We start from the raw sequence: 23,790 nt of genomic DNA, 5'->3' as shown, positions 1-23,790 counted from the left end.
CCGTCTGCAAAGCCGGGGATTAGTCGGCACATATGTTGGATGCCTGGGAACTTGCGGTCTTCATTGCCTATTTTGCGGTGCTCATCGGCATCGCCGTGTTTCGCGCCCGGCGCATGCGAGCGATGTCGGACTACGTGCTCGGGGGACGCAAGCTCAGCAGCTTCACCACGGCCCTGAGCGCCAGTTCATCGACAACAAGCGCCTGGACGATCCTGGCGTTGCCGGCGCTGGCCTTTGCCGGGGGAGTGACTCACCTGTGGACCGTCGTCGCCCTTGTGGCCGGCAGCTGGATCTGCTGGACCGTCGTGGCGAAGCGGCTGCGCCGCTATACCATCGCGACCGACGACGCGCTGACCCTGCCCGAATTCCTTGAGAAGCGGTTCGGCGACTCGACGCAAGTGCTGCGCACGCTGGCCGCGCTGCTCACGATTCTCTTTGTCATCTTCTACGTGAGCTCAGGATTGGTCGCGGGCGCCAAGCTGCTGGAATCGGAATTCGGCGTCGCATACACCCCCGGCATTCTGATCACGTTGATCGCCGTGGCGTCCTACACGTTCATCGGCGGATTCCTGGCCGTCTCTCGAACCGATGTCTTTCAATCAGTGTTGATGCTGGTGGGCTTCATGATCGTGCCGCTGACGCTGATCGTCGTCGCGGGAGAGTCGTTGCTGCGCGCGGGTTCCGACACGCCGGGGTTCTGGAATCCGCTGACCGATCCCGACAACAATCCCATCACGCCGGTCATGCTGCTGTCGGCCGTGGGCTGGGGACTGGGCTTCTTTGGCTCCCAGCGAATCTTGCAACGGTTCATGGCGATAGAAGGCGAGTCGAGCATTCCCGCGGGGCGGCGGATAGGCACGATTTGGATCGCCTTGATGTACACGACGGCGGTGGTGTTGGGCGTCATTGCGCTCCCCGCGCTTACCGAGCTTGACCTGCTCGAAGCCGTGGCGGACCCGGAGCGGATCTACCTCGTGGTGGCGGTGGCGTACTTCCATCCGGTCATCACGGGCCTGCTGATGACCACGTTGATCGCGGCGGTGATGAGCACGGCGGACTCGCAGTTGCTCCTGGCGTCGGCCGTCGCCGCGGACGACGTGCCGGTGCTTCGGCGGCTGACCTACTCCCGCGCGGCATACGCGCGCGTGTGGATTGGCCGCGGATTGCTGGTGGCGATCGGCATCGTGGCCGCGGTGCTGGCGCTGGTGGCCCAGGAGTCGGTGTTGCAGCTGGTCACATATGCCTGGGGCGGCATGGGCGCGGCCTTCGGGCCGGTCACGATCCTGGCGCTGTACTGGCGCCGCTTCAACCTCTGGGGCGCGGGCGCGGCGATTGTGACCGGCACGCTCGTGTCCTCGATCTGGTGGGCATCGTCCGGAGGTCCGGGCGGGGTGATGGACATCCACCCCGCGACGCCGGGATTCGTGCTCGGGCTGGTCGCGGCCGTTGCGGTGTCGCTCCTCACGCCGCCGCCCGCCGCGGCGACAGTGCGGACGTTCGATCGGGTGATCGGCGAGCGCGAGGCCGCGGCGTAGAGTTCGGGAGTACCCTAGGCCCCATGCCGCATTCCCGATCCCCGGCATGAGCAGCCTCACCGGCGCGGTGTGGGACATCCGCCGCCGCGCGCCCAAGGAGCTGTTTGCGCGGCTGGAGGACGTGCCGCCGCTGGCGGTGCAGCTGCTTCACAACCGGGGCTACGGCGACGAGGCGGCGATTCGCGAGTTCCTTGACGGTCCGCTGCCGCCGCACGATCCCTACCTGCTCGACGGCATGGACGCGGCGGTGGCGCGCGTGGCGCAGGCGCTGGCGCAGGGCGAGCGGGTGTACGTGTATGGCGACTACGACGTGGACGGCGTCACCGGCACCGCGCTGCTGCTGGAAACTTTCGAAATGCTCGGCGCCGCGGCCACGCCCTACATCCCGGAGCGGCTGACCGAGGGCTACGGCCTCAACCACAACGCAGTTGCCGCGATCGGCGCGCAGGGCCCCGGACTCATGGTGACGGTGGACTGCGGGATCGGCAGCGCCGATGAGATTGCGCGCGCGCGGTCGCACGGGATCGACACCATCGTCACGGACCACCACCCGGGCGACGGCGCCGACAGCGGCGCGGCGGCGGTGCTGAACCCCAATCAGCCCGGCGGCGCCTATCCGTTTCCGGGACTTTCCGGCGTGGGCGTGGCCTACAAGCTGGTGCAGGCGCTGGCGGAGGAGATGCCGGAGCGCCTGCCGTATCCCGAAGAGTTCCTCGATCTCGTGGCCCTGGGAACCGTGGCGGACATGGCGCCGCTGCGGGACGAGAACCGTACGTTCGTGGCCGAGGGTCTCGAAGCGCTGCGCCAAACCCGGCGCCGCGGACTGCACGCGCTGGGCGAGATTGCCCGACGTCCCGTCTCACGCGTTGGCGCCGCGGATATTGCCTTCGGCTATGCGCCGCGGCTCAATGCCGCCGGCCGCTTGGCGCGTGCCGATCTGGCGCTGCAGCTGCTTCGAGCCGGCCAGTCCGTCGAGGCCGAATCGCTGGCGCATGAGCTTGACAATCTGAACATCGAGCGGCGCCGGCTGACGCAACTGGTGATCGACGCGGCCGCGGCGCAGATCGACCCGGCGGAGCCCCTGGTCTTTGCCATCGGCGACGAGTTTCCGCTGGGCGTCGTCGGGCTGGCCGCCGGCCGCCTGGCGGAGCAGACGGGGCTGCCCGCGTTCGTGGGGGCGCATGTGAACGGGGTCGTGCGCGGATCGGCGCGGGCGCCGGACGGCGTGGTGCTGGCCGATGTCCTGGGAACGCAGGCGAATCTGCTCGACGCCTGGGGCGGGCACGCCCAGGCCGCGGGGTTCACCGTGCGGCCCGAGCGCGTGGATGCGCTGCGCGACGGCCTGGCTCGGGAGCTGGAACGAGCGGGCGTGCAGGCGCCGGCTGAGCCGCGATTGGATGCCGACTGCCGCGTCTATCCGCGCACCGTGACCTGGGAGACCTATGAGCTGACCCAGCAGCTGGGGCCGTTTGGCGAGGCGCATGCCGAACCGCGGTTCGTGGTGGAAAATGTGGCTATCGACGAAACCCGGGTCGTGGGCTCGACGCATCTCGTCCTGCGCTTTGCGGAGCTTGGCGCGGATGTGGAGGGCATCTGGTTCGGACAGGCGGATTTGCGCCACGCGCTGCCGCCGGGCCGGCGCTGCGACGTGGCGTTTCGTCTGAACCTGCGCACGTTCAACGACGAGACGCGGTTGCAAATGCTTATCGACGACATCCGCCACACGGCGGCCTAGAGAGGGCGCCGCATGCCGGTATCCGTGACGGCCACGCTGGCGCCGATGGTGAGCGCGGAGACGCCCGCGCTGGCCATCGACGAGCTGCTGAAGCGGGTCGCCGCCTACACGCCCGCCGACGATCAGCCCGAGGCCGGCGAACTCATCCGTCGCGCCTATGACGCCGCCGAGCGTGCGCACGCGCCGCAGAAGCGGCTGTCCGGCGAGCCCTACATTCAGCACGTGCTGGCGGTGGCCATGCTGGTGGCCGATCTGCACCTCGACGCCGACACGGTCGCCGCCGGTCTGCTGCACGACGCAGTCGAAGACACCAGCCTGAGCCTGGACGTGATCCGGCGGCAGTTCGGCAGCGGGGTGGCCGAGCTTGTCGATGGGGTGACCAAGCTGGAGCGCGTCACCGTCGCCAGCCTGGACGAGCAGCAGGCGCAAAACCTGCGCAAGGTGCTGCTGGCCATGGCGCGCGATGTGCGCGTGGTGCTGATCAAGCTCGCCGACCGGCTGCACAACGTGCGCACCGCCTGGGTCTATTCGGCCGAGAAGCGCGCGAGATATGGGCAGGAGACGCTCGAAATCTTCGCGCCGCTGGCCGGGCGGCTCGGGATCGAGGAATGGCGCTGGCAGCTCGAGGACTACGCGCTCAAGCTGCTGGACCCCGATCGCTATCGCGACCTGGCCCGCTGGCTGCTGGCCGAGCGGCGCGCGCGCGAAGCCGCCATCGCCGAAGTGCAGGAGCAGTTGCGCCACGGCCTGGACGAAGCCGGCATCGACGCGCACATCCAGAGCCGGGTCAAGCACATCTACAGCATCGAGCGGAAGATCCGGCGCAAGGACGCCGACCGCGAGTCGATCTACGACATTCTGGCGATCCGCGTGATCGTGAATTCCCAGCAGGACTGCTACGGCGCGCTGGGCGTGGTGCACGGCGCCTGGCGCCATATCCCGGTCGAGTTCGACGACTACATCTCGGCGCCCAAGGAAAACGGCTACCAGTCCCTGCATACCGCCGTGCTGGGGCCCGACGGCAAGCCAGTCGAAGTGCAGATCCGCACCAGCGAGATGCACCAAAACGCGGAGTACGGCGTGGCGGCGCACTGGCGCTATAAGGAGGGCGGACCGCTGGGCCCCGAGGCCTTCTTGGACAAGCTGGCGTGGATTCGGCAAATCCTCAGCTGGCAGGAGGACGGAGACTCGGCGGGGTCCTTTGTGGATGCCGTCAAGACGGACTTCTTCAGCGACACCGTGTTCGTCTTCACGCCCAAGGGGGAGGTGAAGGACTTTCCCATCGGCAGCACGCCGCTGGACTTTGCGTACCGCATCCACAGCGACGTGGGCCACTCCTGCATCGGGGCCAAAGTCAACCGCCGCCTGGTGCCGCTGGACCACGAGCTGGAGAACGGCGACGTGGTGGAGATCCTGACGAGCACCAGCAGCAAGGGGCCGAGCCGAGCGTGGCTGTCGCAGGTGCGCACGGCGCATGCCCGGGACAAGATTCGCCGCTGGTTCAAGCAGCACGAGAAGGCCGAAAACGTCGCCTCGGGCCGCGCGCTACTCGACCGGGAGTTGCGGCGCGTGGGTCAGGGCGGGGTCGCGAATGTACCGGACGCCGACCTGAAAGCGATTGCCACCGCGCTGGGCTACTTGGACGTCGAGAGCTTGCTGGCCGGCGTGGGCTACGGCGCCACCACGGTGCACCAGGTCGTGACGCGGCTGCGGCTCACCCCGGAGGTGGCGGAGCCGGAGCTGCCGGAAACGCTGGAGCCGGAGGAGCGGCGCGAGGTGCAGCCGCTGGTCAACGTGCTGGGCGCCGGCAACCTGCTCACACGCGTCGCCGCCTGCTGCCATCCGCTGCCGGGGGACGACATCGTGGGCTTCATCACCCGCGGCCACGGGGTCAGCATTCACCGCCGCAATTGCGCCAACGTGCGCAACGTGTCGGAGCCCGAGCGGCTCGTCCCCGTTTCCTGGGCCGACCGGCTGGTCGAGACCGATTCCGACCTGCCGGTCCGGCTGGCGAGCTGCTGCACGCCAAGGCTTGGCCGACGCATCGAGGGCGTGGCCACGAACGGCGTGGTGGAGGTGCACCGGCGCAGCTGCCGCGAGCTAGTTGGCGAACGCGTACCAGTGCGCTGGATCGAGGACGACACGCAAGGCTTGCCGGTCAGCATCCGCGTGGTGGCGCACGACCGCGAAGGGCTGACGCACGACATCACCGGCATCATCCGCGAAGAAGGGCTCAACATCGCCACCATGTCGGTGCGGACCAACCGGCGGCACGAGGCCACGTTCCGGCTCACCGTGGCGCTGCGCAGCGTGGCGCAGCTGGCCCGTCTGCTGCGGCGCATCGAGACCGTCCGCGGCGTGATCGCGGTCTCGCGCGAAGGCGCGCGGGCGCGGTAGTCGCCACGCCCCGTCCGTCGTTCCGGCGGAGAGCCTGCCCCGTACTCGATACGGGGCCGGAATCCAGTGCCCCCGAGCACGGCCGTACCGCGCCATGCTCGTTGCCACGACCCTGGACCCCGGCTTTCGCCGGGGTGACGAGGTATGGCCGCGAGCGGTGCGGCGGGCGTGAATCTGCGCGGGGTACCGTGAGGCAAGTCCGGCGAGCGACGCACCACGCACTGGAGAAGTCATGGCCGAGCAATTGTCGACCGCGACGTTGGGGCGAACGGGTCTGGACGTGACGCGTCTGGGCTACGGCGCCATGGAGATTCGCGGCGGGCCTCGCGGGCGCGCCACCACCGATGCCGAGGCGGAGGCCATTCTCACGGCGGTGCTCGACGCCGGGATCACCTATATCGACACGTCCAACGACTACGGGCGGAGCGAAGAGTTGATCGGGCGGTACATCTCCGACCGGCGGGACGAGTATTTCCTGGCCACGAAGTGCGGCTGCGTGGGACCCGCCGGCGGTCAGCACGTCTGGACGCGCAAGAACCTGATGCGCGGGCTGGAGCAGAGCCTGGAGCTGCTGCGCACCGACTACGTCGACGTGATCCAGCTGCACGGCGCATCGGTCGAGGAATCCGAGCGCGAGGGCGTGGTAGACACGCTGAACTCAATGCGCGAGCAGGGCAAGGTGCGGCACATCGCGACCTCGACCTCGGTGCCGAATCTGCCGACGTTCATCGAGTGGGGGTCGTTCGATCTCTTTCAGATCCCCTATTCGGCGCTCAACCGCGAGCACGAGGCGTGGATCAGCAAGTCGGCTCAGGCCGGGATCGGAACCGTGATTCGCGGGGGCGTGCAGAAGGGCGAGCCCGGCGAAGGCGGCGGCCGGGCCGACGCCTGGAACAAGTTCGAGCAGGCCAATCTGGATGAGCTGCGCGCCGAGGGCGAGAGCCGCACGGCCTTCATGCTGCGCTACACGCTGAGCCATCCGGACGTGCACACGATCATCGTGGGCACGAAGAACCCGGCTCACTTGCGGGAGAACCTGGAGACGGAGCGGCGCGGCCCGTTGGCCCCGGATGTCTACGCCGAGGCCAAGCGCCGACTGGACGCCATCGGGGAGACGCCGGAAACGCGGATTGGCTAACGTCAGGCGCGGTGACGGGAGTATCTGGTAGCGAAGCCGCATTCTTGCCCGGCAGCAGGCGTGCGTCGCCGGTTGGAGCGCTCAGCCGGGCACATCCGGACGATGATCGTTGTCGCGAGTCGGGCTCAGTCCAGCGGGGCGATCGAGCCCGGCGTCTCGAGACGCTTGGCGCGCTTCCAGGCTTCCCGCAACTCCTCCTGGCGAAGCGCAGCCCACTCGACGACAAGCCCGTGAGCGCGGGGAGGCAAACGTCCGTGCAATACCGCCAGGGCCTCGATCCCCACAAGCGCCTCATCTCCGCCGTACAGGGCGTGAAAGTGAGGCGGTCCATGATCGTCGAAGTACATTCGGATGACGATCCCGTAAAACCGGCAGAGCTCAGGCAATCTCGGCTGAGTGCTGGGCGGCCGGCAGCACGTCGGCGAGGGATTTGCCGGTGAGCCGAAGAAAGAGCGCATCCGGGCAGAGCTCGACGTCGTCTCCCCAGGCGATGCCTCCGGTTGGTGCGATGCGCACCGATGCGAAGCATCCCGGGGAGTCCCACAACTTGAAGACGCCCCGCCCCGCCAGGTGCGACAGGTCAACCTCCCCGTCGGTGCCGTCGCTGTACCGCAGCCATAGGCGATGCCCCGCTCGGGCTTCGACGGCAGTTGGCCGGTTCAGCGTGTTCGGCATTGGTGTCCTTCGAGGCGCATTCGCTTCTGGATCGCATGTATGACCGCCGCCAGCGCCGCGGCTCTGGTCGGTCCGATGGTAACCATTCGGGCATGAGGACAGCCTCACGCGCCATTCTGAGTGCAACGAGGAATCTCAGATGCTCGCCTTCGGGCGCCGGACCGGCAGCGAGGTGCTCCTGGAGGCCCCGCCCCAGGAGGATCCTGAGGTCTATGGTGGTCCATACCAGCCAATTGATGGAGCGGTGAGCGAATGGGAACCGGGGGCAGCTTCGCTGCAGCGCTGCGCGCCGGCGATGCCGCGGCTGTGAGGAGTTTCCCGAAGACCGACCTCCACGCGCACGCGTACATCAGCGCCCGCATCGAGAGCCTCGAGCGACGGCTTGGCCACGCGCTGCTGAGACCCCCGCGCCGCATGAACGGCCTGGGGGAATTTCAGGAATACCTGCGGTTGGCCGTCGATCCCCATGTCGGCAACATCGAAGGCGCGGAGCTTGCGGCGGCGGTGGCCGTCGACGACGCCATCGACGACGGCGTGTCGGTGTTCGAGATGAGCTTCGATATCTGGCCCGTGCCCCACTACCCCGACGGCCTCGACGGGTATCTCCGCTTCCTTCAATCACTGGTCGAGCAATGCAAGGACCGCATTCGGCTGCGGCCGGAACTTGGAATCTCGCGACGCTACGCCTCCAATCCAGCACTCATGGACCAAATAGCCGAGGCCGTCGCGTCTGGGGCCTTCACCTCAATTGATCTCTACAGCACCGAGGACGCCTGCGCCCCCGAGGATGTGCAGCCGCTGTACGCGCAGGCGCGCGCCCAGGGAATGCTGCTCAAGGCGCACGTGGGTGAGTTCGGCAGCGCCGAAGACGTCCGCCGCACCGTCGAGGTGTTGGACCTCGACGAGGTGCAGCACGGCATTGCCGCCGCCGACAGCACCGACGTCATGCGGTGGCTCGCCGACAAGGGCGTACGGCTCAATATCTGTCCGACCAGCAACGTGATGCTGGGCGTGGTGGACGACATCAAGGACCATCCGATCCGCCGGCTCCACGACCACGGCGTCGCGGTGACGGTGAACTCGGACGATCTGACGGTGTTCAGGCAAAGCGTCTCGGACGAATACCTGAACCTGTTCCGGGCTGGCGTGTTTTCAGCCGAGGAGCTGGACGACATTCGCGTCGCGGCGCTTGAGAGCCGCGCGAGCTAGTCGCACCGAACTGCGGCCAAGTGCAACGGCAGGCGTGTGCCTCGCCGAATTACGGCTTGCTCGCAGCTCGGTCGATACGTCGCTGGAGGCGGACCAGGAACCCTTTGAGCTCCGGGTCCCGCGTGAGGCAAAGGGCGTGACGCGCGCTGCAAGCGGCCTCCGTGTGCGAGCCGGTCTTGAACAGGCTGCTAGCCAGCCAGGCGAACGCCTCCGCCTCCAAGCTCGGATCAATGCCCAGCGCCAGCGCTTTCCGGTAGTGGGGGATCGCCTGCGCTTCCCGCCCGTTGTTGTCGTGGAAGAGAGCAAGGTCGTAGTGAGCTTGAGCCTTCTCCTCTGTTGTCGTGGCCAGGTCCAGCACGGCGGCGAGCGATGCCAAGCTCCGGCGTTTTCGCAACTGCTTCTCCAAAGTCGGAGACTCCACCCCTTGTCACATTACTCGTGAAGCAGCCTCCCGGCGGCCTATCTATGAATGCGGCTGGGGAGTCAAGGCCCGCCGGCTCAGCGGGATCCCGAAACGTGCGATGACGGCGTCGGCTTCGTCGGCGGCAACTCATCCTCGCCGTGTAGCCACCGCAGGCCGCCCGGCCAACCGCGTTCGGACTGCTCCAGGATCGAGCGGGTGTAGGGGTTGAGCGCGCTGACCGTGAAATCGTAGCGGTCGGCCTCCCACGCGAAGTAGTTGACGATGGCGGCGCCCAGGAACTGCGCCGACGAGCCGTATCCGCCGTGAAGCCGCCGGTGGGTGCCGATGAGGTCCGGAGCGCGCTGGAGCTCCCACGTCGACGCCGGAGCGCCGTCCTGGTGGCGGTAGACGACTCCGTTCACCACATCGACGCAGCCCCAGTTCCCTTGGCGTAGCACTTCGACAATCACATGACCGCTGTAGGCCTGCGTGGTGTTGAACAGGCACACCAACCTGGCTGGCAATCCGGCGACCTGGCATAGGACGCAGCCAACGCGGGACAGATCGGTGCACCAGTCGGTGCCGCGGTTGACGATGGTCTCCTCGGCGCCGCCCAGCCGGAGATCGTCGAGACTCAGATCGTCGGCGGCCTGCGCGATGTCGGCGCACCAGCGGGCGATGCCGTCGACAATCTCCTCGGGGTCCGTGGCGCCGGCGGTCGCCGCGCGCAGGAACCGCTCCAGTTCAGGCCGTGATCCGGGGCGATAGCACAGCGTCGTGGGCGTGTAGGACCCATAGAGGTAGTCGGCGGTCGCCGCGTGAAGCCGGATCATGCGTTCCGAGAGCACACGGTCGACCGATCCCGGGGCATGGGCGTCGCCGGCCAGCATGACCCGGTAAGCCGGACCGAACTGGTCTTCGCCGACGTATTCGGCGATTCCTGGTGGCATGTCGGACGTGGGCATCAGTCCAGATGTCGTGACCGCGGCTTGGCGAGCAATTCTATTGCGCCATCAATCGGCGTTAGGGGCTCCAAGCCGGCGAAGCCCCACGCTGCGCGCAGTGGGGCCAGCGAACGAGCTAGCCGCTCGCAGCCAGGAACTCCCGGAGCGCCTGGCGAGTGTCCCCCGGCCGCTCGATCCACGGCTCGTGTCCGGCGCGGGCAATGGTGACGTGACAAGCCGCCGGCAACAGCGCGGCAAGCTGGGCCCGCGCCCATTGAGGGCGTGGGTCGCCTTCGCCATCCAGGACCAGCGTGGGGACTGCAAGACGTCGGACCTGCGCCCGCAGCTCCCCGGATTCTTCGAGGCGGTTCGCCTCGGCGCCGAGGGCTGCGTTGAGGGCGAAGTTGATCGGGAAACGGTCATGCCGGGGCAAATCCCTGATGTGCATCGCGTCGAAGTACTCGGTCCGCGCCAGCAAGGCGGAGCGCTCGGCGTTGATGCGCACGAGTTCGGTTGCTGCAGCGATTTTGCGTCGCGCATTGAGGCGCTTGAGACGCTCGCGGTCGTTGGCTGACAGCTTGGCTTCGCGGTTCCTCCGGTATGCGGCATGCCAGGCGGGATTGATGCCGGTTCCCGAGAGATACACGAGACGGCTGACGCGTTCCGGGTGACCGAGGGCGTACATGAGCGCAAGGTCTGCGCCCCACGAGTGGCCCATGACCGTCCACGAGTCGTAGCCCCAGTGCGCGCGGAGGGCGTCGAGGTCGGCCACGAAGCTGGCAATTTCGTAGGGCGGTGTGTCCTCCGACCTCCCGCACCCGCGCTGGTCGTAGCGATGGACGGTGGCGAGATCGTCGATCATGGCGGCGATGGGCTCGAGGTAGTCGTAGATGCCAGGACCGCCGTGACAGAGCACAACTGGCGGTCCGAGCCCCTGGGTTGCGGTCCAGAGGGAAACGCCATTGGCCGCGACGTGCTCTTCGGAAGCGCGCGGTCGCGTCTCCCGCCTCACGCGGCGTTTACCTGCAAACGCTGGGCGGGTCTTCCTCACGCGCCACGGGCTCCAACCGATCACCCTCGATCCGGCGGTAGTAGCAGCTGTGGCGCGCTGCCCCGTCCTCCATGGTGTGACACACGCCGCCCTTGCGCAGGCGGACGAGATACAGCAGCGAATTCTGCTCGCAGTTCACGCGCACGTCGACCACGTCCAGCTGGTTGCCGGACGTTTCGCCCTTGATCCACAGGCGGTCTCGCGAAAGGCTCCAGAACGCCGCCACGCCCTCGCGCAAGGTGTAGTCGAGGGCGGCCTTGTTCACGTGCGCCAGCACCAGCACGTCGTGGGAGTCGACATCCTGCGCCACGACCGGCAGCACCCCCTGGCCGCTGGTGGAGAAGAACCGCTCGAAGTCGAGGGCAATGTCGGTGCCTTCCTCAAGCTCGGCGGTGGTGGGTAGCTCGCTGGGGTGTTTCCAGGCCATCAGGCTCCTCCGGTGATTTGGATTTCGCTAACTCTGCCGCGCGCAGGGCTTACTCCAGCGGGTCGATGATCCCCGGCGCCTCAAGACGCCGGGCGCGCTCCCAGGCTTCCCGCAATTCTTCCTGGCGCAGCGCGGCCCACTTGACCACAAGACTTCGGGCGCGGGGCGGCCGGCGTCCGTGCAACGCCGCCCAGGGGTTCGGTGATGTGAAGCCCAGCCTCCGCCCATAGTATGCTTTGTCACCACCCCTATCGCTTCGCCGGTAGGGTCGAGACCGCCCGGAAGGGCGGTCTCTGTCTTTGTATGGGAGTAGAGATTGATCACCAACGTCTACATCGACGGCTTCAATCTCTACTACCGCGCCCTGAAGGACACGCCCTTCAGGTGGCTGGACCTGCGGAGGCTGGCCGAGACGCTCTTCCCAGGGGATTCGATCAACCGCGTCTGCTATTTCACGGCCCGACTTGATGTCCGTCCCGGCAATCCAAATCAGCCTCGTCGCCAGCTCATCTACCTGAGAGCCCTGGCGACGCTGCCGGGCTTCGACGCCTACTACGGCGTATTCCGGTCCGGCGTCAAACGGCGCCCACTGGCGGAGCCGGTGGTGGGGCTGCCGTCTCACGTCCTGGTCAGGGACTCGGAAGAGAAGGGATCAGACGTGAACCTCGCCACCCGTCTCCTGGTCGACGGGTTCAACCGGGAGTACGAGCAGGCGGTGGTCATGTCGAACGACGCGGACTTCTCCGGGGCCATGCGGTACGTGCGTGACGACCTGGGCCTTCGAGTCACGCTCGTCAATCCCGACTCCAAGAACGCAAGTCCGCGGGAACTGGCCGACGCCGCCACCTACGTCAAGCGCATCTGGAAGAGCCACCTGCGACGGAGCCAGCTTCCCGACATGCTGCAGGATGAGGTAGGAATCATCACCAAGCCGGCGGGGTGGTGACATTCGGCGTTCGCACGCAGGAATACATGCTTGTAGTGAGAAACCAAACCGATTCCAAGGACGCACCATGAGCGCCGTCGTCACCGACACCCGCCGCACGCCCGGAGTCACGGTCCAGCCGGTGCCGATCGAGGCGGTGCGGATTGGGGGCGGATTCTGGCGCGGTTGGCTCGACCGGCTGTATGACGTCACGCTGCCCTCGCAACATGCGCAGTGCGAGGCCACCGGCCGCCTCGACAATATCCGGCGCGTCGCGGGCCGCGTGGATGCGCCGTTTCGCGGGCGCTACTACGACGAGTCCGATGTCTACAAGTGGCTCGAAGCCGCCAGCTGGGCGCTGGCGGGGCGCGAGGATCGGCGGCTGCGGGCGCTGGTGGACGCTCTGGTGGACGACGTCGCCGCCGCCCAGCAGCCGGACGGCTACCTCCATACGTACTTTGCGCTGGAGCGGGCCGACCAGCGCTACACCGATCTCATCAACAAGCATGAGCTGTACTGCGCCGGGCACCTGATCCAGGCGGGAATTGCCCACCACCGCGCGACCGGCGCAACGACGCTGCTGGACGTGGCGGTGAGGCTGGCCGATCACATTTGCGCCGAGTTTGGTCCTGACGCCCGTGAAACGGCGGACGGGCATCCCGAGATCGAGCTGGCGCTGGTCGAGCTGGCGCGAGAGACCGGCCGGCGCGTCTACGCCGAGCAGGCAAGGTTCTTTCTGGAGCAGCGGGGTCGTAAGCCGCCGCGGCTCGGCGGCTACCGCTATTTGCAGGACCACGAGCCGGCGGCCGAGCAGCAGGAGATCGCGGGGCACGCAGTGCGGGCGGTCTACCTGGCGTGCGGCTTGGCCGACGCCGGCCTGGAGCTCGATGACCCCGCGCTGTGGGAGGCGGCGGAGCGTCTCTGGCGCAGCGCCTACGAAACCAAGGTCTACGTCACCGGCGGGCTGGGGGCGCATTGGGCCGGCGAGTCATTCGGCGACGCCTTTGACCTGCCCAACCGCAACTCCTATGCGGAGTCGTGCGCGGCGGTGGCGGGCGTGATGTGGAACTGGCGTCTGCTCGCCGGCTCGGGCGAGGCGCGCTACGCCGACTGGATGGAGACCACGCTTTACAACGGCATGTTGGCCGGGCTGTCGCTGGACGGGGAGCACTATTTCTATCCCAACCCGCTCAGCGCGTCGGCGGGGCACGCCCGAGTGGCGTGGTTCGACTGCGCCTGCTGCCCGCCGAACCTGGCGCGCCTGCTCGCGAGCCTGCCGGGCTTTCTCTACGGCGCGTCCGAGCGCGCGCTGTGGGTGCACCAGTTCGTGGCGGGCCGGGTGGACGCCGACGTGCCGGGCGCGGGCCGTCTGTCGCTGGAGGTGGACACGGACTATCCATGGTCGGGCGAGATTCAGCTCACCGTGCGCCAGGCGCCGGACGGTCCGGTGGAGCTGCGGCTGCGCGTGCCCGGGTGGTGTGACGACGCGAGCGTCGAGACAGTCCTCGCCGACTCGGGTCCGGCTCCCTCTCCCCTCGAGGGAGAGGGCTGGGGTGAGGGGGCTCCCCGGCACGACCCCGACCGCCCCGCCGGAGACTACGCCGCGCTGCGCCGCGTCTGGTCACCGGGCGATCGGGTCATGCTGCGGCTGCCCATGCCGCCGCGTCGTCTGGTGAGCGACCCGCGCGTGACGGCCAACATCGGTCGAGTGGCTCTGGCCCGCGGCCCCCTGATCTATTGCGTCGAATCCCACGACCGCCCCGGACTGGAGCAGGACGCCTTCGCGCTGCCCGATGACGCCTCCGTCACCCCAGGACCCGCCAACGAGCGACTGCCGGGAATGACGCTGCTGGACACGGCGGCCGTGCCGCTGCCGGGGACGCCCGGGCGCGGTGCGCTCTACCAGTCAGTGTCGGGCGATAGGCAGGCGGACGGCGCGCCCAAGGATCGGGTGCCCATCCGCGCAATTCCTTACTTTGCCTGGGCCAATCGGGGGCCGAGCACAATGGATGTGTGGCTGCGCCGGCAGGAGACGCTCGTCGACTAGGGGTCGGCCGCGGCGTCTCGCGAACGACTTGCTGGGTCAGATCTATCACGTGCCACCGTTGGCTGAGCGCCTGCGGCCAGCAGCAGCACCATGCCCATGGCCGCCACGGCGCCGGTGAGGGTTTGGTAGGCCGCCCCGGCAGAGTCGCTGTGGAGGTCAAAGGGGCGGTACCAGTCAAACAGCTCGCGGCGGAAGCCCAGAAAGTCCCAGCCTCCGCTGGGGGGTAGATCGAGAGGGTGCGTCCACAGGTCGGTCGCGGTGACGTAGATGTCGGCGGGCAGGAGGCTTCCGCCCCGGCCGTGGTGGTACGACTCCGGCGTGCCGAGCACATAGAGGCTGCCGGCGGCCACATAGACGGCCAGGGCCAGCCCGGCCGCCCTGGCGGCGGCGTGCACTCGCGCACCCCGTTGCATCGCCAGCGCGCCCAGCGCCGTCGCGCCCGCCGCGGTCAGCACCGCCACGATCGGGGCGGGATAGGCGATGTGGCGCACGAACTCCTGGGGGTCGTGGGGGCGGACGGCGTAGGCGTCGATGCCAAGGGTCACCAGGACGTTGACGCCCACCGCCAGCGGCAACACGGCGAAGGCCCAGTGGCGGCGGGCAGCCGCCACGGCCCCGACGGCAGCGAGGGCGAGCAGGATGGCGATGAGCAGCGGGAAGCGGACATCGTCGAGGAGGACGTCGCGGGAAATCTCGGGCCAGGTAATCCCGCCCACGATGCCGGCGTGCTCGACGATGTTGGACAGGGCGGGCTCGCGTTCGTGGGTGGGCCAGGCGCGGCCGATCTGCACCAGGCTGAACAGCGCCAGCGGGGCCACCAGCGCGGCGGCCGTCAGCGCGCCGCCAGCGGCCCAGCGCGAGCGCACGCCGACGAGCGCGCCGAGCACCAGCAGTCCGCCATAGAGCAGGCCCTCGGGCCGGGTGCCGGCGAGCACGGCCGCGAGCACTCCGAGGACCAGCAGGGATGCCCGCGGGCGGGGCGTCCGCAGCACGTGCGCGAAAACCCACGTCGCGCCCGCCAGCCAGGCGATGAACACGGGATCGGGCTCGGCGGAGCCCAGACTGGCGATTTGGACCGGTGGCAGCAGCACCAACCCGACGGCGGCGGCAAACGCCGCGGCACGCCCGGCGCCGACGGCCAGCGCGGCGCGATAGATCAGCCACGGCAGCAGCACATTGGCCAGGAACATCGGCGCCAGCGCCGCCGGATAGGTGAAGCCCAGAAGGCCGAAGGACGCCAGCAGCAGCACCGGGAGGCCGGGCAGGCTGAGCCAGTCCTCCCACACCGGGTAGTGCCCGCGCGCCAGGGCGTCGGCCGTGGACCAGAAGGGGCCAAGGTCGTCCATGGTCACCGCGATGTAGGACGCGGCCTGCAAGCCGCCGATCAGCAGCAGCGTCAGCGTGGTGACGGGCGGCGCCACGCGGCGCAGGATCGGGCGTAGTCCATCGCGGGGCCGGTTGGGCGCGGCGCGCTCGCCCCACCAGACGACCACCGGCGCCAGCGCCAGCGCGGCCGCGAGCGTGACCGCCAGGGCCTGGGCGCCGGCGGAAGTGGCCAGTTCATGCCGCGGAGCCGCCGGCAGGGCCGCGACGACCGCCATGATCCAGGCGGCGACCAAGGGCAGAGTGCGCCAGGCCGGTCCCAGCGACAGGCGTGCCGCCGGTTGGGGCGGCAGCCGCGCCGCGCCGCTCGCGACCGCCGCGCCCAGCGCCCAGCCGACCAGCACCCACCAGGGATCGATGCGCCAGGGCGTCAGGGGATCGAGGGCATCGGCATCCACCACAGCCACTTGGAACAACGCGGCCGCGCCGACGCCCGCGGCGCCACCGAAGGCGGCGTCTACAAAGGCGGCGGGCCCACCGGCGCGGCAGGCGGCCGCCGCGGTGGCCAGCGGCAGGGCGGAAGCAAGCACCCAGCTGAGCTCACTCACCTGGGTCAGCGAATGATTGAGCTCCCAACTCAGCTGCTGCGCCGCGGCCACTGCGGCAAGCGGCGCCAGCGCGGCCAAGTGCACCGCCGCGAACCGCCGACGGCGCGGCGGCGGCACGCGCCACGCGGCCAGCGCGACCATGGCCGCCAGCGTCACACCGGTGAGGACGACTTCCGGCGCGAGGCCCCGGCCGCCTTGCAGCGCGCCGTGGAGGAGCAGCGCGCCGGTGACCCCGCTGACCACGGCGCCGAGCGCCGCCGCGCCCGCCGTCCGCGCCGCCGGGCCAGTCATCGACGCGGCTTCCTGTGCGGGGTCATCTCGGGAGGATAGGGTACCGGCGGCAGCGGGCCGGTGGGCGACCGACCGCATGCGGAGGTCAGTCGGGAGCGGCCCCCAGGAAGGCGATGAACGCCAGGTTCACGCCGCTGATGATGAGGGCTTGAGCCAGCGCGGCGAGTTGGGTGCCGGCCGTGTGGGCGCTGCCGCCGACCCACTGGACAAAGATGAAGGCGTCGATGCCGACGCCGCCGAGGACCGCGAGGGCCGCCAGCGCCAGGGCGGTCTCAAGCTTCACGAGGGGATAGCCGCGCGCCAGCAGCCGCGATGGACGCGCCAATCCGGTGCGCACCAGGCGCCGGTGTGCCACCAGGCCAAAGGCGAGGCCGCTGACGCCCAAGACCCAGAAGATCGGCCCCGCGAACACTGGCTGCCATTGGAGCCCGCCGACCGCCATGTTGGAGGCGGCGAAGCCGATCCCGAACGTCAGCAGGCCCAGGATGAGCAGCGCGGCGCCTGGGAGCACGTAGAGCAGCGCCGGGGCCAGAATCAAGATCAGGCGCAGGTGCCGCCAGCCATCGCGGAGGGTGCGCAGCTTGCTCTCACCGGCGCGCGGACCGTAGGTCGAGGGCGCCTCCACGATGCGGAGGCCCTGGATCGAGGCCTTGGCGATCATCTCGGAGGCCAACTCCATGCCGCTGGACTGCAACTGCAGCCGGTCCAAGGCGTCGCGGGTGAACGCCCTGAATCCGCTTTGGCTGTCGCGGACCCGGACGCCGTAGGTGCGGCGCAGCAGCCAGCTGATGACCGGGGTGCCGACGCGCCGGTGCAGCCAGGGCATGGCCCCGGGCTGCACGTCCGCGAGGCGATTGCCAATGGCGAGGTCGCCGCCATCTCGGAGGAGATCGACCAGGGCCGCGAGGCCGGCCAGGTCGTACGTATCGTCGGCGTCGGCCATGACGATGAATTGGCCGCGGGCCGCGGCGAAGCCACGCCGCAGCGCCGCGCCGTAGCCGCGGTGCGGCTCGTGCACGACCCGCGCGCCGGCGGCTGCCGCCAAGTCCGGGGAGGCGTCGGTGGAGCCGTTGTCAACCACGACCACTTCCCCGGGTTGCCCGGTGCGGGACACGCCCAGTCGGGCGGCCTGCACGGCGGCCGTCACCGTGTCCGCCTCATTGAGGCAGGGCAGCACGACCGAGATCACCGGGCTGCTGGCGTCGTCCATGCTCTCCTGCCGTCGCGGCGCTGCCGGTCTCCCGGCCGGGGCCTGACCCTCGCCGAGGCCGCGGGTGCGCGCCCGCGCATTTTCGGACAGCCGGATGGTAAAGGCTCACCGCCGCTGCCGCGAGACGCCCGCGGCGCGCGGCAAGCCAGGCTTATGGCAGCTCGCAGTCGGCGGTGGCATGCTGCGGCGATGCCAAATTCTCCGGCCGCCCTGCGCGTCTGCTTCGTCATTCCCACCTTTAACGAGGCAGGCAATATCACGCCGCTGCTCGAGCGGCTGACCGCGCTGCACCCCGACGCCGACACCGCGGTGCTGATCGTGGACGACCGCAGCCCCGACGGCACCGGCGACTTGGTGCGGGCGTTCGCCGCGGGTGATCCCCGGGTCCATCTCCTGGAAGGCCCGCGGTGCGGCTTGGGCCACGCCTACGTGCGGGGGATGCGCCACGCGCTGGATGAATTTGGGGCACAAGCGATCGTGGTCATGGATGCCGATCTCTCGCACGATCCCGCCGACGCACACCGCCTGCTCGATCGTCTGTCGGCCGGCGTCGACGTGGTGATCGGCAGTCGCTACGTGACCGGAGGAGGCATAGACGAACGCTGGGGCCTGCGCCGGCGGCTGCTGTCGGCATGGGGCAACCAGCTGACGCGCTGGATTGCCGGCTTGCGGCACGTGCACGACTGCACGGCGGGCTATCGGGCCATCCGCGCCGCGGCGCTGCGCGCGGCGGATGTCGGCGGCCTCAGCGCGCGTGGCTACGCCTTCAACGTCGTGCTGCTGCACCGCCTGAGCCGGGGCGGCGCACGCGTCGTCGAGGAGCCGGTCTTCTTTCGCGAGCGCGACCGCGGACAGACCAAGCTGGGCCTGCGGGACATCGCGGAATACCTGCTTGTCATCTGGCGGCTGCGGCTGGCAGACGTCTTCCGCCCACGACAGACGTGAGCGACGCGCCTGGCAGCTAGCACCCCGCGTCACGACCGCGCATTGCCGGAACGCCGCTGGATTACCAAATAGTCTTGGAAGTTACTATTGTAACGATCTAGGATTAGGCCTGTAGCTGTTGGCGCGTGCCGCGGTCGCCGCGCCGTTGACACCGGGAGGCCTTCTTGTCCCAGCCACGCCCCGACGCGTTGCCGCCACCGTCCGAGTCCTATGTGCAAGAGTTGGAGCAGCACCTGCTGAGCGAGTTCGGCGGGCGCAACGCTCGCATCGAGCGCTTGCGGCGGCTGCGGTTCATGGAAGAGCCGGTGGATATTCCGGCGGCCTACCGGGCCACGACCCGCGAGGTGCGGACGCCGCTGGCGCGGGAGCAGCTCAAGCGAGTCGTGGGCAGCCTGACGGCCAACCACCCGACGGTCAGCGTGCCGCCGCCAGACCAGACGCCGGAGAGCCGGGCGAACGCCTCGCGGCGCGAGCGCTGGACGGCCGCCGCGCTACGGCGCATGAAGAACGACGCCGGGCGCGACATCTTCGGCATGTTCGTGGACGCGCTGGTGGCCGACGGCACCGGCGTGATGAAGCTGGTCTACGTGCCCGAGCGCTGGACGGGCTATCCGCGCCGCGGCGACGCCGGTCCCGAGACCGACACCGGCTTCAACGAGCGCTCGACCCGGTTCAAACGATCCGCGCCCTTTCCGCTGGCCTGGCGCGACGTGGACGTGCTGACCTTCTATCCCCTGATCGGCGACGACGGCATCGAGGCCTGCCTGGAGATTTCCGAGCGCCCCAAGTGGCTCATGATGCGGCGCTACGGCCTGGTGGAAGACCGCCGGACGGGCCGCCTCGCGCCGGCGGGGAGCGCGTCGGCGAGCGACGGTCCCGCAGCCGCCGGCGGCTGCGTGCGCGTGATCGAATACTGGGATCGCGAGCACTTCGCCTACCTGGTTGACGGCCACCTCGTGCGGCGCGGCCGCCACGCCTATGGCGCGGTGCCCTACGTGATGGCGCACGGCAACCAGTCGCCCAGCCGCGACCCGGCCAAGGCCGGCGAGTCGATGCTCGCGTCGGTGGAATACCTGGTGCCGCTGCTCGACCGGCTGCTGACCATGAAACAGAACGCGGTGCACCTCTACGCGTACCCGACGCCCAAGCTCACTGGCTTCGCCGGCAGCGACGCCGCGCTGGGCGAGGACGGCCGCCCGCCGCCGATCGAGTTCCGTCCGGGCGAGATTCTGCCGCTGTTCCCGGGTGAAGACCTGAGCCTGCTGCAATGGTCGGGCACGCCGCCCGATCTCGACGAGCTGATCGCCCTCACGCGCTCGATGATCGACCAGGCGGGGGTGCCCACGGTGCTCTTTGGCATCGCCCCGGACGGCAACACCAGCGGGTACTACCTGAACCAGCTGATCAACGCCGCGCGACTGTCGTTCAACCAGATCACGCGGCACGCCGAGCAGGCGCTGGAGCGCATCGTGCAGCTGGCCTGGCGCCTGGTCGAGCACCGGGTGCGCGAGACGGTCTACGTCTACGGCGATGACGACGCCGCGTGGCTGGGCCTTTCGCCGCGCGACGTCAACGGCTACTACGCCGTGCGCGCCAAGCTGGAGGCCCTGGCCCCGGCGGACGAGATTGCCCAGGGCACCTACGCGGCCAACCTGGTCGCGGCCAAGCTGGCGTCCCGGCGCTGGGCCATGCAGGAGAAGCTGGGCATCGCCAACGCGGCGGAGATGCAGGCGGAGATCCTGCGCGAGGAAATGCTGGACGACCCCGAGGTCCGGCGCGAGCTGTGGCGCCGCGATGGCGGCGCGGCGGCGGAAATAAACCCTGCGTCAGAAAGGGCGGCATCGTGACGGCGGCGAGACGACGGACCTCGCCGCACGACTTTCCGGCCCGGTTTCGCACGCTGGCCGAGGAGCACACGGACGAGATCTGCGCGGAGGTGATCCGGCGCGCGTGCAAGGGCGAACGCTGGGCTGCCGAGCTGGTGATGCAGTACGCCTTCGACCGCTCGGCCGAGGCGTCCGAGGACGCGCTCGTGAACCTGCTGGAGGAGATTCGCGCCCGCCTGGCGCACAGCGCGTGAGGCCCGTGCCGGAGTCTGCTAGAGGCGGTTCGCGAACCGCCCTCGAGCGTTGCGCCGTGGATGCTGCAGCGGCCTGAGTGAAGATGTGGACAGCGCGTGAGGCGCTGTGGCGGCGCGTCGGCTACGAGCCGAGTCCCGAGCAGCGGCAGGCGCACGACTCATCCGCGCGCATTCGCCTGATCGCGGGCGGTGAGCGCGCCGGCAAGAGCCGCAGCGCCGCCATGGAGCTGTTCGGCCGCTGCCTGGAAGGCCGGCTCTACTGGCTGGTGGGCCCGGACTATGAGCTCTGCCGGCCCGAGTTTCGCTACCTGGCCGAGACGTTTGCCGCCATTGGCGCCGTCGACAGCCTGAGCTTCCCCAGCTCGGAGCAGTGCCGGCTGACGCTGCGTACCGGAGCGCGGATCGTGACCAAGTCAGCCCGCGATCCGGCCCGGCTGGCCGGCGAGGCGCCCGACGGGATTCTGGGCTGCGAGTCCGCCCAGCTGCCCTATGAGGTCTACCTGCGGCTGCGGGGCCGCGTGGCGGAGCGCCGAGGCTGGCTTTGGCTGAGCGGCACCTTCGAGGGCTCGCGCGGCTGGTACGCCGACCACTTCAGCGCCTGGCAGGTGGTGAATGCCGACGGCGCGGCGTCGTTCTCCATCCCCACCTGGTCCAACCGGACGCTGTATCCGGGCGGACGCGCCGACGCCGAGATCGAGGCGCTCGAAGCCACCTATCCGGCGGCGGTGTTCCGGGAACGCTTCGGCGGAGTGCCCTGCCCGCCCGCGACCCTCGTATTCCCCGAGTTCGAGCCGGCACGGCACGTGGCATCGCTCGACCCGGCCACCGTTGAAACCGTTGAGCTGGCCATCGACCCGGGCTACGCGGGCGCCTATGCCGTGCTCGCGGTAACCGAGGCGGCGGGCGTGGCGTGGGTGATCGACGAGGTCTACCACCGGCGCATGGTCGCCGCCGAAGTCATCGCCGAGTGCCGGCGGCGCTGGTGGTGGCCGCGCGTGAGCGGCGGCGTGATCGACGTCGCCGGACGTCAGCACCACGCCAGCGCCAGCCAGGTGGAGATCTGGCAGGCCCTGGCCGGGCTGCGGCTGCGGTCACGGCCGGTGCGGATCCAGGACGGCATCGACCGGCTGCGGACGTTTCTGCGCGACCCGGCCAGCGGCGAGCCGCGGCTCACGGTGGCGCCGGCCTGCCGTGCGCTGATGCAGGAATTCGGCAGCTACCGCTACCACGAGGCGCGCGACGACCGCCCGATTTCGGAGCTGCCCATCGACCGCGACAACCACGCCATCAAGGCGCTGGCCTACTGGCTCTACGACCGCTTCGGCCCCGTGGCGCGTCCCCCGCGCGAGTATCGGCCCTTCGCGCTGGTGGGGTAGGGACTTACCCGGCGCGATGCCCGGCTCCCTGGCAGTCAAGGTTGACTAACGATATGACTAATACGCGCCGCAGCGAGCGCAAGGCGTGGCGCCAGGCCGACGCGGACGCTACCGAGTGAGCAGCGTCGGGCTACGGACCAGAGCCGTTGCCGCCGTCCGAGTCGCGCCGGCGGCCTTTTCTCGTATATCGCTCCGCCCAACCCGACCGCTCGGCTGCGGCGACCAGTTGGGCCAACAGGTCCGGATTCACCGCATAGCGCGTATTTCGTCCCTTGCCCGATCGCACGGCGGCGCCGCAGGACACCATGTGCGTCAGGTCCGCATAGGCGGTGGATGGGGATGCGCCGATCAGGCGCGCATACATGGAGCTGGACACGGAGCCCGTGTCGATGATGTACGTCAGGCCCAGCGTCTGCCGTTCGTTCAGACGTGTGCCGAACTCGTCCCGCCAGGCGTCCTGACGCCCCTTGAAAGCCACGACGAACTCTTCAAGCTTGGTGGCGGCCGTGCTCAGGGCGTCGGTGTGGAACGCGGCGAACGGCGTCCCATCGACCTCCGTCTGGAAGTCCAGACCGTGCGTGTCGCGGAGTGCCTGGTAGTAGCTGTCGCGGTCGCGCCAGATCACCACATTGAGCACCAGCATGCCCTCCGCCGACCATCCCGCCTGGTGCAGGATCATGTCGGCCAGGAGACGGGCCGTCCGACCGTTCCCCTCCTCGAACGGGTGGATCGAGACCAGGCCGGCGTGCGCCAGCGCCGCGATGATCGGCGGGGGATAGCTTTCCTCGGCCACCCATCGCTGGATGTGGGCTAGGAGCTGGTCCATCAGGTCCGGGACCCAAGTCGGCGGGGGCGGACGGTAGCGGATCTCGCGCGTCTCCGCGTCCTCGATCAGGCTGTGTCCCGTGCGGTACTGCCCACGGCGCCCTGACATCGCCTCCGGCAAGCCCTCGAGGATCAGCGAGTTCATGGCGCGCAGGAGCCCCTGGTCGATCCGCACCGTCGCGTCCGCCGCCAGTTGCTCCATCAGCTCATACGCGCCCCACAGGTTCGTCAGCTCGCGCTCCTCGGGGCGGACCGGATCGGCCTCGCCCGACCACACGACCCGGGCCTCTTCGTAGCCGAGGGGGTTGCCCTCCACCTTCGCCGAGGCAATCGTGCTCAGATAGCGCGCGCGGTCGCGGAAATAGGGCTCGTAGCCGACCGGGATCAGCGTGCGGACCTCGTAGAGACGCCGGAACAGAGATTCCGTGTCGATATCGCGGACATCCGCGGCTAGTGAAAGTTTCATGCATGCACCAATCCACCACACCCTTCCGGTAGAGGATGATTCGATAGCCGCGGTCTGTCAAGGGAATAATCTCTTGGTCCAACGCGATATTCCACTAGACCAAGCTGCCTGATCTCGGGCCGTCGGACGCGCGGCGTCAACTGAGACCGCTTGGGCGCACGAGTGAAGGCGGTCCGCGAG

Annotated in this window: 20 protein-coding genes; 11 read left to right on the top strand and 9 right to left on the bottom strand. The window is 69.1% G+C overall.

Going from position 1 to position 23,790, the window contains the following annotated elements; all coding sequences use genetic code 11:
- The first annotated feature begins 32 nt into the window (after positions 1–32).
- From OXG33_03550 to OXG33_03535, 4 genes are all read left to right on the top strand, one after another.
- Positions 33–1,535 (top strand): sodium/proline symporter, encoded by a 1,503-nt coding sequence (locus OXG33_03550; GenBank protein MCY4113003.1) that lies wholly within the window; start codon positions 33–35, stop codon positions 1,533–1,535.
- 46 nt (positions 1,536–1,581) lie between these two features.
- Complete coding sequence (recJ, locus tag OXG33_03545) at positions 1,582–3,270, top strand: single-stranded-DNA-specific exonuclease RecJ (GenBank protein ID MCY4113002.1); 1,689 nt, start codon at positions 1,582–1,584, stop codon at positions 3,268–3,270.
- 12 nt (positions 3,271–3,282) lie between these two features.
- Positions 3,283–5,667, top strand: a complete 2,385-nt coding sequence (locus OXG33_03540; protein MCY4113001.1) for a bifunctional (p)ppGpp synthetase/guanosine-3',5'-bis(diphosphate) 3'-pyrophosphohydrolase — start codon at positions 3,283–3,285, stop codon at positions 5,665–5,667.
- A 232-nt stretch (positions 5,668–5,899) separates the two neighbouring features.
- On the top strand, positions 5,900–6,805 hold the full coding sequence (locus tag OXG33_03535) for an aldo/keto reductase (protein ID MCY4113000.1): 906 nt from the start codon (positions 5,900–5,902) through the stop codon (positions 6,803–6,805).
- A gap of 125 nt (positions 6,806–6,930) precedes the next feature.
- Here the strand turns inward: OXG33_03535 and OXG33_03530 are convergent, their stop codons facing one another.
- Complete coding sequence (locus OXG33_03530; protein ID MCY4112999.1) at positions 6,931–7,191, bottom strand: DUF4160 domain-containing protein; 261 nt, start codon at positions 7,189–7,191, stop codon at positions 6,931–6,933.
- A complete protein-coding gene (locus OXG33_03525; GenBank protein ID MCY4112998.1) occupies positions 7,184–7,480 on the bottom strand; it encodes a DUF2442 domain-containing protein in 297 nt (98 codons plus the stop codon). The genes OXG33_03530 and OXG33_03525 overlap by 8 nt, the downstream gene beginning before the upstream one ends.
- Before the next feature lie 252 nt (positions 7,481–7,732).
- On the opposite strand from OXG33_03525, the gene OXG33_03520 reads away from it, so the two are divergent.
- Entirely contained in the window at positions 7,733–8,689 is a 957-nt protein-coding gene (locus OXG33_03520; protein ID MCY4112997.1) for an adenosine deaminase, read from the top strand.
- A gap of 49 nt (positions 8,690–8,738) precedes the next feature.
- On the opposite strand, the gene OXG33_03515 is transcribed toward OXG33_03520, so the two are convergent.
- The 4 genes from OXG33_03515 to OXG33_03500 form a co-directional block, all read right to left on the bottom strand.
- Positions 8,739–9,083 (bottom strand): tetratricopeptide repeat protein, encoded by a 345-nt coding sequence (locus tag OXG33_03515; GenBank protein ID MCY4112996.1) that lies wholly within the window; start codon positions 9,081–9,083, stop codon positions 8,739–8,741.
- Between the two features lie 104 nt (positions 9,084–9,187).
- Positions 9,188–10,057, bottom strand: coding sequence for a hypothetical protein (locus OXG33_03510; GenBank protein ID MCY4112995.1), 870 nt, complete (start codon positions 10,055–10,057; stop codon positions 9,188–9,190).
- A gap of 115 nt (positions 10,058–10,172) precedes the next feature.
- Entirely contained in the window at positions 10,173–11,048 is an 876-nt protein-coding gene (locus OXG33_03505) for an alpha/beta fold hydrolase (GenBank protein MCY4112994.1), read from the bottom strand.
- 7 nt (positions 11,049–11,055) lie between these two features.
- A complete protein-coding gene (locus OXG33_03500) occupies positions 11,056–11,514 on the bottom strand; it encodes a phosphoribosyl-AMP cyclohydrolase (GenBank protein ID MCY4112993.1) in 459 nt (152 codons plus the stop codon).
- A gap of 316 nt (positions 11,515–11,830) precedes the next feature.
- On the opposite strand from OXG33_03500, the gene OXG33_03495 reads away from it, so the two are divergent.
- Entirely contained in the window at positions 11,831–12,460 is a 630-nt protein-coding gene (locus OXG33_03495) for an NYN domain-containing protein (protein MCY4112992.1), read from the top strand.
- A 67-nt stretch (positions 12,461–12,527) separates the two neighbouring features.
- Entirely contained in the window at positions 12,528–14,486 is a 1,959-nt protein-coding gene (locus tag OXG33_03490) for a glycoside hydrolase family 127 protein (GenBank protein ID MCY4112991.1), read from the top strand.
- Here OXG33_03490 and OXG33_03485 read toward each other — a convergent pair.
- Together OXG33_03485 and OXG33_03480 are read right to left on the bottom strand one after the other, a co-directional pair.
- Positions 14,483–16,708, bottom strand: a complete 2,226-nt coding sequence (locus OXG33_03485) for a hypothetical protein (protein ID MCY4112990.1) — start codon at positions 16,706–16,708, stop codon at positions 14,483–14,485. The two genes, OXG33_03490 and OXG33_03485, sit on opposite strands and share 4 nt — an antisense overlap.
- An 85-nt stretch (positions 16,709–16,793) precedes the next feature.
- A complete protein-coding gene (locus OXG33_03480) occupies positions 16,794–17,918 on the bottom strand; it encodes a glycosyltransferase family 2 protein (protein ID MCY4112989.1) in 1,125 nt (374 codons plus the stop codon).
- Between the two features lie 189 nt (positions 17,919–18,107).
- Here OXG33_03480 and OXG33_03475 point away from each other — a divergent pair, with 189 nt between their 5' ends.
- The 4 genes from OXG33_03475 to OXG33_03460 all read left to right on the top strand — a co-directional run bounded on the left by OXG33_03475 (position 18,108) and on the right by OXG33_03460 (position 22,319).
- Positions 18,108–18,863, top strand: coding sequence for a polyprenol monophosphomannose synthase (locus OXG33_03475; GenBank protein MCY4112988.1), 756 nt, complete (start codon positions 18,108–18,110; stop codon positions 18,861–18,863).
- Positions 18,864–19,027: 164 nt separating this feature from the next.
- Positions 19,028–20,710 (top strand): hypothetical protein, encoded by a 1,683-nt coding sequence (locus OXG33_03470; protein ID MCY4112987.1) that lies wholly within the window; start codon positions 19,028–19,030, stop codon positions 20,708–20,710.
- Positions 20,707–20,943, top strand: a complete 237-nt coding sequence (locus tag OXG33_03465) for a hypothetical protein (protein ID MCY4112986.1) — start codon at positions 20,707–20,709, stop codon at positions 20,941–20,943. The genes OXG33_03470 and OXG33_03465 overlap by 4 nt, the downstream gene beginning before the upstream one ends.
- Before the next feature lie 77 nt (positions 20,944–21,020).
- A complete protein-coding gene (locus tag OXG33_03460) occupies positions 21,021–22,319 on the top strand; it encodes a hypothetical protein (protein MCY4112985.1) in 1,299 nt (432 codons plus the stop codon).
- 130 nt (positions 22,320–22,449) lie between these two features.
- On the opposite strand, the gene OXG33_03455 is transcribed toward OXG33_03460, so the two are convergent.
- Entirely contained in the window at positions 22,450–23,610 is a 1,161-nt protein-coding gene (locus tag OXG33_03455) for a Fic family protein (protein ID MCY4112984.1), read from the bottom strand.
- Between the last annotated feature and the right edge of the window lie 180 nt (positions 23,611–23,790).

The organism is Chloroflexota bacterium (genome assembly GCA_026708035.1).
Taxonomy (GTDB): Bacteria; Chloroflexota; UBA11872; order UBA11872; family UBA11872; genus JAJECS01.
Note: the sequence above shows the minus strand (reverse complement) of the source record. Positions and strands in the feature narration are given on the sequence as shown.